Genomic DNA, 14,845 nt, shown 5'->3' on the forward strand with positions numbered 1-14,845 from the left:
CGTTATTATCCGTTGTGGTGGCGCTCCGGTAACAGAAAGTCGGTATTTAACTTATTATCAGCAACGCCTTTTAGTTCGGGCACAAATTCTGTTCCTTTCAGCCTCATGCCGAGTTCAAACAGAATTTCTGCCATGTCGTCTCTAGACACTTTAACATCTCTGAGCATGGAAAAGCGGCGGTCGAGTTCTTCAAAAACCTGTGTTTTTAGAGTGCGGGTTTCTTCGGAGAGTCGGTCTCTGCTTTGTCCGAGTTCGTCGCGAATCGAATTGGTTTGATTGTCGATCGCCTCGTCGAGGGCTTCGATGCTGCTGGAAAATTTGCGGTTAACGCGATCGATTTGCTGCCGCAGGTCGGCGCTTTCTTCTTGCGTGTTTAAGGTAAGGGATTTAACTTTCTTTTCAAACGAATCAACTGCCGCCCTCATTTCGGCCGTCAGAACTGTTTTCACCTGTTCGATGCGAGCCTGCATATCTTGCTGCATCATCGACAATTCAGAATCTATTTTATCGAAACGATTGTCGTATTCTCTAAGCTGCGCTCCGAAAATGATATCGCGAATCTGGTCAATATTTCCCAGGCGTTCGCGCATTTCTTCTTTGGTGATTTCGGCCATGATTTTACCTCGAATCTCCTAAAATTGTGAGTTTAAGAACTGTACTATATTTTTTGTTAAACTGCTAGTCAAACCGTTTAACCAGGCCCAAAAGAGGTGATGCCGACTTTTACTGTGATTGCTGACAGTTGTCAGATACAGGGGCTTTTTGACTTGGCACAGCTCGACGGTTAGACACTCCCACCCCTTAGTCGGGGATGATATTTTTGAGAAGTTTAACTTTAAATCTCCTGAAATTGAGGTTTTTGGAGGCAATCATCAGAGCCAGAACCAGGCACCCCAAAAATAGCGATTTGCTATCCTTGCCTTGCAGCAAGCTCCTCACTCGTAGACTTTCGCCCCGATCGCGAGGTAGGTTTTAATCTCTGGTACTTACTTTTCAATGATATCGCATCTTTGACCGTGCCTAATGCCACACCGCCGGCCCACGGCAAAAAGCGGGCCCGACGATCGCCCGTAATGTATAAGATATAACTTAAAAGCTCGATCGACTCACAGCAGTCCGAGTCGGATATCTCGCTAAATATCAGCAAGCGAGCCCAAAGATCGCACTCCCCAAAAAAGCTTTTGATAAAATCGAGATAATTCCCCTCTCCCCCTATCCCTCTCTCCCCCTATCCCTCTCTCCCCCTTCCCCTATCAAAAAGCGTAGGGCCCGATCGACAGCGACCAGACCCAATAATATGAGAGCTTTGTTTTGTTTAACAAACGAGATGTGTTTCCGGTAGAGAACAATTTCTTACTAGGGTTTACAACTTGTGCAGCTTTACTTTTATTCCGCAAGCACAATAAGTCTGACTCGACTGCGGTTTGGCTTGACTGCACGATGGCAGCGTCGCCACTATTCCAAGTTGTGTTCGGTTAATTTCGGCTGCGCCTGGGAATTTAGACCGGAGACACCATGTCTATATCCTTGAACTTTGCTTCTAAATATAGCGACCTCCTGTTTCTTTCTGTCCCGGTGTCTATTGTTAAGTTAGCACGGTCTTTGAAACGAGTAAAGCACAATTTGTAAAACTTGATAGGTCTTTACATTACTAAGTATAATGATATAAATATCCACATAGATGTCAGTTAGGACTCACGCACTCATCCGCAAAGAAACCGGGTTTTTTCACCGAGATTGAGGATTTTAAGCAACTATTCTGGTATAAAAACCCGGTTTCTGGACACCTGTGCTCAATTCCTATAAATTCTATTGTTGCTACAACTTTACATACTTAACAATTTTTGTCATGTCTATTACTCCTAAGTCTCTAAGCGGCAGCCAAATCCGCGAAACATTCCTCGATTTTTACGCCCAGCGGGGACACAAAATTCTGCCCAGCGCTTCCTTAGTGCCCGAAGATCCGACGGTGTTGCTGACGATCGCCGGAATGCTACAATTCAAACCGATATTTCTCGGCCAGCGGGCGGCAGAATCACCGCGCGCCACGACTTCGCAAAAGTGCATCCGCACTAACGACATCGAAAACGTGGGCCGCACCGCCCGCCATCACACGTTTTTTGAGATGTTGGGGAATTTCAGTTTTGGGGATTATTTCAAGAAACAGGCAATTGCGTGGGCTTGGGAACTTTCTACGGAAGTTTTCGGTTTACCAGCATCCAATTTAGTTGTTAGCGTTTTCCGCGAAGATGACGAGGCTTTTGCGATTTGGCGCGATGAAATTGGCATTCCGGGCGATCGTATTCAACGCATGGGAGAAGCCGACAATTTCTGGCAATCTGGCCCCACAGGCCCGTGCGGCCCATGTTCCGAGATTTATTACGATTTCCACCCGGAAAGAGGCGATAATATTGACCTCGAAGATGATAGCAGGTTTATCGAATTTTATAACCTGGTTTTCATGCAGTACAATAAGGATGCAGAGGGCAATTTAACACCGCTGCAAAATCAAAATATTGATACTGGGATGGGATTGGAACGGATGGCGCAAATCCTCCAGAAAGTCCCTAACAATTACGAGACAGATTTGATTTTCCCGATCGTCCAATCGGCAGCGGAAATTGCCGGAATTGATTACCACAATAGCGATGAAAATGTCAAGGTTTCGCTAAAAGTAATTGGCGACCACATTCGGGCTGTGGTGCACATGATTGCAGACGAAATTCGCGCGTCAAATGTGGGCCGCGGTTACATTTTACGGCGGTTGATTCGGCGGGTGGTGCGCCACGGGCGGCTGATTGGGATTGAAGGTGAGTTTACGGTGCGGGTGGCTGAAAGTGCGATCGGCCTTTCGGAAGCTGCTTATCCGAATGTGCGCCTCCGCGAAGCTCAAATTAAGGCAGAATTGGCAAGGGAAGAGGCGCAGTTTCTCAAGACTTTGGAACGGGGAGAGAAGCTGCTTGAGGAAATTGTCGATCGCACAAAACAACAAGCCAATCTCCAAATCAGCGGACAAGATGCTTTCACGCTTTACGATACCTACGGTTTTCCGTTAGAACTGACACAAGAAATTGCTGAGGAACAGGGAATTACTGTCGATTTGAACGGCTTTGAAGTCGCGATGAAGGAACAGCAAACTCGCGCCAAAGAAGCTCATCAAACTATTGATTTAACGGTGCAAGGTTCCTTGGATAAATTGGCTAATACAATTCAGAAAACCGAGTTTCTCGGTTATACTGAATTATCGAGTTTAGCCGAAGTAAAAGTTATCTTGGTTGACGGTGAAGTTGTGGAATCAGCAGAGGCGGGAACCGAGATACAAGTTGTGTTGAACCAAACGCCGTTTTATGCAGAATCCGGCGGACAACTTGGGGACAAAGGTTATTTGAACAGTGGAGAGAGTTTGTTGGTGAGAGTTGATGATGTGAAGAAGGAATCCGATTTCTTTGTACATTTCGGCTTTGTAGAACGGGGAACACTGAAAGTTGGCGATAGTTTGACAGCCAAAATTGACAATAGCGGCCGCCGCCGAATTCAATCGAACCACACAGCAACTCACTTATTACAAGCAGCTTTGCGGCAAATTGTGGATAATTCAATTTCCCAAGCTGGTTCCTTGGTATCGACAGACAGATTGCGGTTTGACTTCAATTCTCCGCGCGCTGTGACAGCAGAAGAGTTGGAGAAAATTGAGGATTTAATTAATAGTTGGATTTCCGAAGCCCACGCTGCGGAAGTTGCGGAAATGCCGATCGCCCAAGCGCGAGAAAAAGGCGCTACGGCGATGTTTGGCGAGAAGTACGGCGACGTGGTGCGGGTTATCGATTTTCCGGGCGTTTCAATGGAATTGTGCGGGGGGACTCACGTCAGCAATACGGCAGAAATCGGGCTGTTTAAGATTGTTTCCGAGGCTGGGGTGGCCGCCGGTACTCGCCGGATTGAGGCGGTTTCGGGCCAGGCTGTGTTGGATTATTTGAACGTGCGAGACAGGGTAGTACGCGATTTGGGCGATCGATTTAAGGCGAAGCCGGAAGAATTGCCGAACCGGATTACTAATTTGCAGAATGAGTTGAAGGATACTCAGAAGCAGTTGGCTGCTGTGAAGTCGGAATTGGCGATCGTGAAATCTGACCAGTTGTTAAATGCGGCTGAGGCGATCGGTGAATTCAAAATCATTGTAGCTCAATTGGGAGATGTGGATGCAGAAGCGCTGAAAACTGCGGCCGAAAGGTTGCAGCAAAAGTTAGGAAATGCTGCGGTAGTTTTGGCATCGGTTGCTGATGTAGATAAGGTGAGTTTGGTGGCTGCTTTTAGTCCAGAAGTTAATCGGAAAGGATTGCAAGCTGGCAAGTTTATCGGGGGAATTGCTCAACTTTGCGGCGGAAAAGGCGGCGGGCGGCCTAATTTGGCGCAGGCTGGGGGACGCGATGCTAGTAAGTTGCAGGAAGCGTTGGATAGTGCTCGCAATTTGTTAGTTGAAGGGTTGGGTTAATCGGGGTTTTGTGCGTAAGCCGCCAGTGCGTAAGCCACCAGGGGTTAAAACCCCTGGCTAATAGCGAAAGTCCTCTGAAGAGGACTAATGAGTAATAAGTTCTTTAGTCCTCTTTAGAGGACTTTCGCTTTGAGGCGGGGGTTTTAACCTCCGCCGGAATGTGGGAAAGCGCGTTATTTCTGGGCGCTTACATCTGCGTCCATCCGTGTTTATCTGCCTTTATCTGCGGTTAAAATGCAAACCTCAGATTATCGTGAAAAACCCCTTGATTTCCCAGCTCAAAAAATGTAAAATTCAACAAACATGGGTTATAAAAAATGAACAAAGCACGCCGCCAAGCCTATCTCACTCTGATTGAATCTCTCCTCACCTTGGACAGCGAAGAACAAACCGCCATCCTGCAAACCAATCTAGAATTATTAGACGATGAATTTGCCGAATTTTTGCGAGATATCGTTCCTAAAATTTTAGCAGGTTTGGATGTAGTAGGTAAAGCAGACCTCTTCGCTAGATTTTTAAATAATTTGAGTATTATATTTACAAATCTTCAGCAAGGTAGTCGGGCAAGCAACTTAGAAATTGCTATTATTTGTAACAAAATAGCATTAACCGTTTGGACTCGCGATTCTGCTGAACAAGTAGTGGTTTTTACATTTTATCTTCTCATACAGAATCGGTTATATCAAATCGCATCACTACTTATGCAGAACTACCGCAATGTTTATCTGGCAATGCGGGCAGATACTCAAAATAATTTGGCAATTGCTTACTGTCAGAGAATCAAGGGAGACAGGGGTGATAATTTAGAAAGAGCGATCGCCTTTTATGAAGCAGCTTTACAAGTTTACACCCGCCCAGCTTTTCCCGAAGAATGGGCTGATATTCAAAATAATTTGGCAAATGCTTACGGTGACAGAATCAGGGAAGACAGGGGTGATAATTTAGAAACGGCGATTAAATTTTATGAAGCAGCTTTACAAGTTCGCACCCGCGCAGCTTTTCCCGAAAAATGGGCAGACACTCAAAATAATTTGGCAATTGCTTACAAAAACAGAATCAAGGGAGACAGGGGTGATAATTTAGAAACGGCGATTAAATTTTTTGAAGCAGCTTTACAAGTTTACACCTACGAAGATTTTCCCAAAGATTGGGCAACGACTCAAAATAATTTGGCAAATGCTTACTATTCCAGAATCCAGGGAGACAGGGGTGATAATTTAGAAAGGGCGATTAAATCTTTTGAAGCAGCTTTACAAGTTCTCACCCGCCCAGCTTTTCCCGAAACATCGGCAACGATTCAAAATAATTTGGCAAATGCTTACCGTGACAGAATCCAGGGAGACAGGGGTGATAATTTAGAAACGGCGATTAAATTTTTTGAAGCAGCTTTACAAGTTTATACCCGCACAGCTTTTCCCGAAAGATGGGCAATGACTCAACATAATTTGGCTGCTGCTTACAGTAACAGAATCAAGGGAGACACGGGTGATAATTTAGAAACGGCGATTAAATTTTATGAAGCAGCTTTACAAGTTTGTACCCGCGATGCTTTTCCCCAAAATTGGGCAATGATTCAACATAATTTGGCTGCTGCTTACAGTAACAGAATCAAGGGAGACACGGGTGATAATTTAGAAATTGCAATTAAATTTTATCAAGCTGCTTTACAAGTTTATACTCCTACTACCTTACCCCTTAATTGTCTTCTAATGGCGCAGAACTTAGGCGATTTAGGATTTGACGAAAGCTTGTGGGAAACAGCCATCTTCGGCTACGAAAAAGCCATCCAATCAGTCGAACAAACCCGCGAGTGGGTAACATCCCCAAGCCGCAAACGACAGCTAATAGAAGAAAATCTCAACATCTACGAAAAAATGATGCAATCCTGCATCAACCACCAACAATATCACAAAGCCATCCAAACCGTAGAACGCAGCAAATCCCGCTACCTAGTCGAACTCTTCACCAACAGCGAAATCTATCCCAAAACGGCCACAGAATCAGAAAAACAACAACTCAGAAACTTACGCAGCCAAATCGCCGCCTCCCAACAATTCCTAGAAACACAATCATCCTCTCCCACTCCAACTCCCCCCCTTACCAAGGGGGGGCTGGGGGGGGTTCCAGAAGACTTCGACACACAACGCGCAACTCAAACCCGCACCCTCAGCCCCGAATCATTGCAACAACAAAAAGACAAACTAGAAACAACATTACAACAATTAGAACAACTGCTGCAACAGATAAAACAGCGAGAACCAGAATTCACCCTAACCCAAAAAGTCGAACCCATAAACATCGCCGAATTCCAACAAACATTAGATCCAGAAACAGCAATAGTAGAATGGTACATCGGCAACCCCAAATTTAACAACCAAGACTGGGGAGGTGCAGCCTTCATCATCACCCGCAACCAAATAGATTTAATACAAATAACCGCCACCGAATTAGCCGAATTAGAAACCTGGAAAAACGACTATCTCAACGAATACCGCGACCAAGCCAAACAAAAAATCTGGCAACAAACCCTATCCGCCAAACTGCACAAACTCTCCGAAATCTTGCGCCTCAACGAGATAATCGCCAAAATCCCCAAACATTGCCACCAACTAATATTAGTACCCCATCGCTACCTGCACCTATTCCCCCTCCACGCCCTACCATTCACATCACAAACCCGGTTCACCCAAGAAACAATGTTTCGCGGAAACCTCCTAGACTGCTTCCCCAGCGGCGTGAAATACGCCCCCAGTTTGCAACTCCTGCAACTCGTCCAAAACCGCATCCAAACCCGCACATCTCCCGCCCCCGAACTTCAGCCATTATTTGCGATTCAGAATCCCACCGAAGATTTAAAGAACGCCGACATGGAAGTACAAATCATCAAACAAAGATTCGATACCCATGACATTTTAATCAAACAACAAGCCACAAAAATCGCCTTCAAAGAAAACCTCAAAAACCTCTCGAATGCCAGCTACATCCACTTTTCCTGTCACGGATTATTTAACTTTGACGATCCGCTGCTGTCCCTTCTAGTCCTAGCCGATTCCATCGAATCAATCCCCGAAATTAACCCCCCCCAACCCCCCCTTGCTAAGGGGGGGCTTGAATCAGAAATTAACCCCCCCCAACCCCCCCTTGCTAAGGGGGGGCTTCAAGATGATAATCCCGAAACTCCCCGCTACGTGACAATGCGAAGCGGGCGAAAAGCCATGCCGGAAAAATGCCTAACCTTGCGAGAAATCTTTGCCAATTTAGAGTTAAGCAAGTGCAATCTCGTGACACTCTCCGCCTGCGAAACCGGGTTAACCAGTTCAACTGAAATGACTGATGAGTACATTGGTTTACCCAGCGGCTTCTTGTATGCTGGGAGTATGAATGTTGTGAGCACTTTGTGGTCAGTCCATGAATTTGAAACGGCGATTTTAATGATCAGATTTTATCAGGAATTGCTACATCAAGTTTCAGTCGCCGTCGCTTTGAACGCCGCCCAAAACTGGATGCGCGCAGTCAGCAAGGAAGATTTTGGAGTTTGGGTGAAATCCTTAAGTTTAGATAAAGAATCTGGGCAACGTGTGGAACTGTGGTTAGCGGCATCGACAGAGGAACAGCCTTTTAGTGATCCCATATATTGGGCGGCATTTTGTGCTACTGGATATTAGGTGGAAACACCAAATTTAAGGTAAAATATTCAGCATAGGTTCGTAGTAGGGACTTTAGTCCTTTGAGGCTTTGGGAAGAAGGACTAAAGTCCAGCATAGGTTCGTAGTAGGGACTTTAGTCCTTTGAGGCTTTGGGAAGAAGGACTGAAGTCCTCACTACGAACCGAAACTGGAAGAAGGACTGAAGTCCTCACTACGAACCTGGGAGAAGGACTGAAGTCCTCACTACGAACCTGTATTTTATTAACGGAGACTTGTTTTATGGAACCTGAAAAAGTTATCATTATTTTCTTCAAATGGCTGCGCGAAAATCCGAGCATTTTCATGCCGACAGCATGGCAAGATTTACCCAAACTAGATACAGAAATAGCTGAATCAGCCGATGATGAATTATTCCCGATTGCGATGACTATCAGCAAGTGGTGTGCCCATCATGGATTGGGAGAAACTTTAAAAGCAGATGTAGCTAACAATAAAAAAGATTTCGGCGATGCGGGCGAACCAACTCCAGCTACACAACAGATGTTAACCAATACCACTCAAACTCTGCGTCAAGCCATTGAAGAAGCTTGTCAAAAACTTCAACAACTCGATGCACAGAAATCAGATAAAGGCAATGACTCAAAATAGTAAAATCTATGCCCCAAATGTCTATCTATTTGCCTATCACCTCTGCAAACCCTCAGAAACAGAGTCAAGTTCTCCTGGAGAATTAACCAAACTGTGGGAAAAGTGCAACGAGATATTGCAAGCTAAATTAGCAGTCGGTAAAGCATTCAACGGCAGCTATTTATCCAAAAAAGATGAACCTCTCGGATGGCGAGTTAACCTGATTGATAAACAAGTTGTCGGCGGCCGCAATTCTCTCGGTTTTGCTAAGGATATTTCCCACGATAACCAGCAAATTAGCCTCAAAGGTTTCGCCCAACCGCTGCGGATTGATGATAGCTATGCTTTGGGTTTGAAAATTTACGTTCCCGAAAAAGTTAACAATACTAAAACGCCCTCTGTCGATGTTAGCATTTTCAAACACTTTAATCCCGATAACTGCTTGCTACCGGATTTTGTGCAAAGCTATTTCGGTCAAACTCTGCTAGTTACGGCTTGGCTGAGTGTCGAACAAAACCAGGCGGCGCGGGAAGATGGGCAGTTTCTTAATAAATTAGCCCAACAGTGTTTAGAAAAGTTGATTTCCGGTGACAATCTGCCGAGTTTTTACCGTCAAGGCGAGTTATTTGGTAGCCCAATTTTAGAATACGGCAATCCCAGTCGCCAAGATACTGAATGCCACGTTATAGTCTGGTTTTTCAACACTTCTGCAACTGATGAAATCTGGGATGAGACGCGGTACAGCGATTTTGTCGAGTTATTTTTGTACCGCAATAAGATTATCCGCGCCTATCGAGACACCCGCAAACTTTACTTGGTGACTCGCGAGGAATACAAACAAATTGAACTCAATATCGAGGCGACTTTTAAGTATTTGCAGCCACACGAAGCCCAGCAGCGGCAATTGAAAGGTGCGGGTTTAAAGGAAGAGGAATTAGAAGGTCTAAAACGTCAGACAATGGAGATGCCGCAACGCGCTGTCAAGTATTCGCGCTTGCTGATAGATTTGGAATTTCGGCAAAATACGATCGCAATTAACGCCAAAAACTACGAAGATAAGTTAAATCAGATAAGTCTTGACTTAAAATCCCGGAAGCTGTACACTGATACTCAGTGCGATTTAAGCTTTCTCGAATTATTCAGCAAAGAAACGTCGCCGCAGTTTCAAGCACAAATCAAAGCCGACTTAGGCTATTTCGCCCACGGCATCGGCTTGCTAGACAAAGCAATGGAAGCCATTCGAGGTGTTGTCGCCATTGAAGAAGCTTATCGGGATGCGAAATTAGAGGTGACGATTCAAGCTGTGGGGTTTGGTTTGGGAGTTGCGGGCGTAGTGGCTGGGAGTTCTCCTTATTTGATCAAACAAGACCCTCCGAATCAGGTGGTTGTTTTGCCTTTTATGAAGGTGGGAATCAATTCGTTTGTGCTGGTTTTGTTGATTAGTATTGGCGCGGGGGTTGTGGTTTGGTCTTTGGTGATGTTTGGCGCTAATTTCAAGAATGTACTAGGTAAAATTAAGGGAAGATGAGACGGCGGTTGAGACGGCGGTTGAAACCGCGTCTACACAAACAATGTCCGCCTCCGCGGACTCAAGAAAATGAGATAATTTCAATCACCGGGGACATCTTCAACCCACGGAGGTGGGTTTTGTCTGTGTCGCCGCGATTTCAATCGCCGGGTTTTCTTAATATTAAGGAACAAAACAATCTACTCGGTAAAATTAAACGAAGATGCCCCGGCGGTTGAAACCGCGTCTACACAAACAATGTCCGCCTCCGCGGACTCAAGAAAATGAGATAATTTCAATCACCGGGACATCTTCAACCCGCGGAGGCGGGTTTTGTCTGTGTCGCCGCGATTTCAATCGCCGGGGCTGTGTCGCCGCGATTTCAATCACCGGGGCTGTGTCGCCGCGATTTCAATCACCGGGACATCTTCAACCCGCGGAGGCGGGTTTTGTCTGTGTCGCCGCGATTTCAATCGCCGGGGCTATGTCGCCGCGAATTCCATTCGCCCCGTCTTCTTAATATTGAGGAACAGACGAATCTACTTCTTGACTCCAAGCAGTAATCCCGCCCTTAACATTAATTCCCTCAATTCCCGCTTCCTTCAAAATAGCCAAGGCCTTCGCGGAACGGCCGCCCATTTTGCAATGTGCAATCAAGCGATGTCCGTTCAACAATTCCTTAACTTTAGCAACGCCTTGGCCGTGTTCGATATCCGGTAAAGGCACTAAAACCGACCCAGGAATTTGAGCAATTTGATATTCGTTGGGATTGCGAACATCTAATAATACAAAATCCTTGGCGCCGCTGTCGATTAACTTTTTAAGTTCGGTGACAGTCATTTCGGGAATTTTCTGTTGTTCTGCTTCCTCGGCTTTCGCTTGAGGAATGCCGCAGAATTGTTCGTAATCGATTAATTTGTCAATTACGGGGCGCACTGGATTCGGCCGTAATTTCAACTGGCGGAATGTCATATCTAAGGCGTTGTACAGCAACAATCTGCCGCTTAAAGTTGTGCCTTGACCTAAGATAATTTTGATAGCTTCTGTGGCTTGAATGCAGCCAATGACTCCAGGTAAAACGCCTAAAACGCCGCCTTCGGCACAGGAAGGAACCATCCCAGGAGGTGGGGGTTCTGGGTACAAATCGCGGTAATTCGGGCCGCCTTCGTAGTTGAAAACAGTTGCTTGTCCTTCAAATCGGAAGATGGAACCGTAGACGTTGGGCTTGTTCAAAAGCACGGAAACGTCGTTCATTAAATAGCGAGTCGGAAAGTTGTCGGTGCCATCGATGATGATATCGTAGGGAGTGGCAATGGCGATCGCATTTTCGGAACTAACGCGAGTTTCGTACAAATCAACCTGACAAAAAGGATTGATTTCTAAAATCCGATTTTTCGCCGATTCAATCTTCGGCTTCCCAACCCAAGAAGTGCCGTGAATTACTTGGCGCTGCAAATTGGAATGGTCAACAACATCAAAGTCTACAATCCCAATGCGGCCAACACCAGCGGCTGCTAAATACAGCAACAGTGGCGAACCAAGTCCTCCCGTACCGACGCAGAGCACACTCGCGGCTTTGAGACGCTTCTGGCCTTCCAATCCAACTTCTGGGAGGATGAGGTGGCGAGAGTAGCGTTCGTATTCTTGTTTGTTGAGCTGGATCTCGTCCAGATTAGGATTTAGCATGATATTCTGTTATATCCAGATTTTGAATTACATCCTATCTGAATCTTTCGCATTTTTGCGTGTTTGTTATGTTTAGTAATTATTTCTTAATCTGAGTCGGTTCGGCTGTGACAATTTCCTCTGATTGAAAGTTCCCCTCGGCGTCGAGACTCCAACTGCGGAGGTCTTCTGAACTGCCTTGTTTGACGGATACGATGATGTAAGAGTATTCGGCCCAGGCCATTGTCCGATCGCACTCTGAGGGCACTGCGGCACAATCCGGGTGAGAATGGTAGATGCCGATGATGTGGAAATTGCGATCGCGCCCATGTTTCATCGCCCGCAACATCTCTTCTGGCTTGATAGCATATCTGCGTTTTTCTGTCAAGTCTTTTTGTTCGGGCCAATTCTCCTGGGCTTCTGCACTCCAAGCATTCTCAGCCGGCCAAATTTCTACTAAAGTTTTCACACCCTCGGCGATTGTACCTAATAATAAACCGCAGCATTCTGCGGGATAAGCGCTTTCGCCGTGGCTGCGGATTGATAATATTTGTTCGGGGGTAAGTAGGATATTTTGCATTTTTTTATAGGCTTTTTTTAACGAACCGCGAAGGCGCAAAGGGCGCGAAGGAAAAGAGGAGAAGGGAAGGGAAAGAGTTTATAACTAATGTCAAATATTCCCGGTTTCTTTTCATAAATTTTGAGTTTGTTAACGCATAATTTTTGAAGAAACCGGATTGATAATGCTGTCTGTAAGTGATGGGCTATCTAGCCATCAATTACTATCAAGTTGGTGTTTGCTGCAATTCTGGTCTTTCGTCTGCAACGATCGCATTTTCGACTGGACACACTTGCAAACAAATGCCACAGTCTATGCAGGTATCAAAATCAATCCAAAACCAGTCGGTACCTTTGACGTTTTTGCCGGGGCCGGGGTGAATGCAAGCAACTGGACAAGCGCCGACACAATCAGCAACTCCCTCGCAGATATTTGTAACGATAGTGTGCGCCATAGTGTTCTCTCAAAACATTTTAGTTAGATCGGGAATTAGCAATTAGCAATTGGCAAAACCTTTTCTGAATCAGCAGGATACATAATATCATATCGGGTGATTTTTAACCAATTGCCAATTACCAATTACCAATTACCAATTACCAATTAGCTTAATTTACCTTTTCAATTGTTGGGGAACCTTCGGCATTTACCCAGGCAATTTGACCAATTCTACGATCGCGCGCGTAGTCTCTGGCCTCCTCTTCTGTCTCGCGATTTGCCAAATCTATCTCCACTCGCACTTGCGGAGTAGACTCTCGGAGTTTCCGGGCATAATCAAAGGCGGCGGCTGCGGCTTCGGGTATTTGAGGCACTACCAACCATTCGCTGGCTGCTGTCTCTGCGGGTAATTGACCCTCTGTCAGCAACACTTGGTGCAAATCTTCAATATTCAAACAAAACCCGATGCCGGGGGAATTTTGCCCTTGGGGGTCGAACAGTCCTAACAGTTGGTCGTACCGTCCGCCTTGTCCTAACACTCGCTGTCCGCTTTTGCTGCCGCTGACAACTTCAAACACTATTCCAGTGTAGTAGTCAAAGGTTTGAATTAAACTCAAATCGAGGTGGATGTGAGATTTCAAGTTGGGGATTTTTGCTTGACATTTGTCCAGTAGCTCGATCGCACATTTGAGTTCATTTAACGCGGCTTGCTGTGGCACATCTAAATCCAGTTTCGCCACAATCTCCAATACATCTTCTGGCCGGCCGCGCAAGTCAAATAACAGCAGAGCTCTTGATCGCAATTCGTCCGACAGTGGCAATGTTTCCAAGGCTATGCGATCGAGATTTGCGATCGCCGATCGCACTTTTTGGCGCACGTTTGGCCCAAACGGTTCTAGCAAAGTTGCCGTCAAGCCCGCTTCTCCCAGCACCAAATGCCAGTCATCAATTTCTAAGTTTTGCAAGCACTCAGACAGCAGCAGCAGCACTTCTGCATCTGCAACGCTCCCGCCCGCGCCGAGTAGTTCTACCCCCGCTTGATAGAACTCCTGTTGCCCGCCTGAACCAGTATCCGGGCCTTTGCGGAAGACGTTCGCGTTGTAGTAGAGGCGCTGGGGCTGCCAGTTTGTCCCGGACATCCGCATTGCAGCCGCGCGGGCGATGGATGCTGTCAATTCCGGCCGCAAGCCAAGTTCTCCATCTTCAGCATCTTGGAGTTGAATTAAGGTCGATCGGTCGATCGCGCCCCCAGCCATCAACGTCTCCAGCCTTTCTAGAGTAGAGGTAATAATCCGGTGATAGCCCCAGCGGTGAAACACCTGCTGTAAGCGCCGTTCGATCGCAATTTTTTGAGCAACGTCAAGGGGCAATAAATCTCTTGCACCCGATGGAGGTTGGTGAACCATATCAATTTTAGATTTTAGACCTTAGATTTTATACCAATTTCACAAAAGAATACCACTTTAGGCAAGTTCCCAACATTCAAGCAGTCAGTTATTCCCCATTCTTTAATTGAAAATCGTATTTGATTGGACTTAGAAGCTTGCCTTTAGGAGACTGTGTTAAAGTCGAACGCCATCAGTCTAACATTCGACTTTAACAAATTAAAGTATCAACAATACACTTCGGTTCACAACACCGGAAGCTTGAAACCACCGTATCGTATTATAGCCTTTCTCAGATAGATGAGGTATGACTGACAGCTTATATAACCATTAAACGTATAGGGCTCTCATCCCAACTACATACCTTAACTTTTTGAGAAAGGCTATATGTTTATCAAAACTGTCAACTGTCAACTGTCAACTGTCAACTGTCAACTGTCAACTGTCAACTGTCAACTGTCAACTGTCAACTGTCAACTGTCAACTGTCAACTGTCAACTGTCAACTGTCAACTGTCAACTGTCAACT

General features: G+C 45.8%; 9 protein-coding genes. 4 read left to right on the top strand and 5 right to left on the bottom strand.

What is annotated here, in order from left to right; genetic code table 11:
• Positions 1-5: 5 nt before the first annotated feature.
• A complete protein-coding gene (locus QZW47_RS21090) occupies positions 6-614 on the bottom strand; it encodes a hypothetical protein (protein WP_293130846.1) in 609 nt (202 codons plus the stop codon).
• A 1,235-nt stretch (positions 615-1,849) separates the two neighbouring features.
• On the opposite strand from QZW47_RS21090, the gene alaS reads away from it, so the two are divergent.
• From alaS to QZW47_RS21110, 4 genes are all read left to right on the top strand, one after another.
• Positions 1,850-4,492: an alanine--tRNA ligase gene (gene alaS / locus QZW47_RS21095; protein WP_293130849.1), complete on the top strand. Its 2,643-nt coding sequence runs from the start codon at positions 1,850-1,852 to the stop codon at positions 4,490-4,492.
• A 317-nt stretch (positions 4,493-4,809) separates the two neighbouring features.
• A complete protein-coding gene (locus tag QZW47_RS21100) occupies positions 4,810-8,157 on the top strand; it encodes a CHAT domain-containing protein (RefSeq protein ID WP_293130852.1) in 3,348 nt (1,115 codons plus the stop codon).
• Between the two features lie 261 nt (positions 8,158-8,418).
• Positions 8,419-8,787, top strand: coding sequence for a hypothetical protein (locus tag QZW47_RS21105; RefSeq protein ID WP_293130855.1), 369 nt, complete (start codon positions 8,419-8,421; stop codon positions 8,785-8,787).
• Positions 8,774-10,294 carry a hypothetical protein gene (locus tag QZW47_RS21110; RefSeq protein WP_293130858.1) on the top strand — a complete coding sequence of 507 codons (1,521 nt, stop codon included), beginning with the start codon at positions 8,774-8,776 and terminating at the stop codon, positions 10,292-10,294. The genes QZW47_RS21105 and QZW47_RS21110 overlap by 14 nt, the downstream gene beginning before the upstream one ends.
• A 495-nt stretch (positions 10,295-10,789) precedes the next feature.
• Here QZW47_RS21110 and moeB read toward each other — a convergent pair whose 3' ends face one another.
• The 4 genes from moeB to QZW47_RS21130 form a co-directional block, all read right to left on the bottom strand.
• Complete coding sequence (moeB, locus tag QZW47_RS21115) at positions 10,790-11,959, bottom strand: molybdopterin-synthase adenylyltransferase MoeB (protein WP_293130861.1); 1,170 nt, start codon at positions 11,957-11,959, stop codon at positions 10,790-10,792.
• Between the two features lie 79 nt (positions 11,960-12,038).
• Entirely contained in the window at positions 12,039-12,518 is a 480-nt protein-coding gene (locus tag QZW47_RS21120; RefSeq protein WP_293130864.1) for a M67 family metallopeptidase, read from the bottom strand.
• A 205-nt stretch (positions 12,519-12,723) separates the two neighbouring features.
• The gene (locus QZW47_RS21125; protein ID WP_293130872.1) at positions 12,724-12,951 is read right to left on the bottom strand and encodes a ferredoxin family protein; all 228 of its coding nucleotides are present in this window, start codon (positions 12,949-12,951) and stop codon (positions 12,724-12,726) included.
• 151 nt (positions 12,952-13,102) lie between these two features.
• The gene (locus QZW47_RS21130) at positions 13,103-14,338 is read right to left on the bottom strand and encodes an ATP phosphoribosyltransferase regulatory subunit (protein ID WP_293130875.1); all 1,236 of its coding nucleotides are present in this window, start codon (positions 14,336-14,338) and stop codon (positions 13,103-13,105) included.
• Positions 14,339-14,845 lie beyond the last annotated feature (507 nt).

The sequence above is a fragment of the Microcoleus sp. bin38.metabat.b11b12b14.051 genome, from assembly GCF_013299165.1.
Lineage (GTDB): Bacteria > Cyanobacteriota > Cyanobacteriia > Cyanobacteriales > Microcoleaceae > Microcoleus.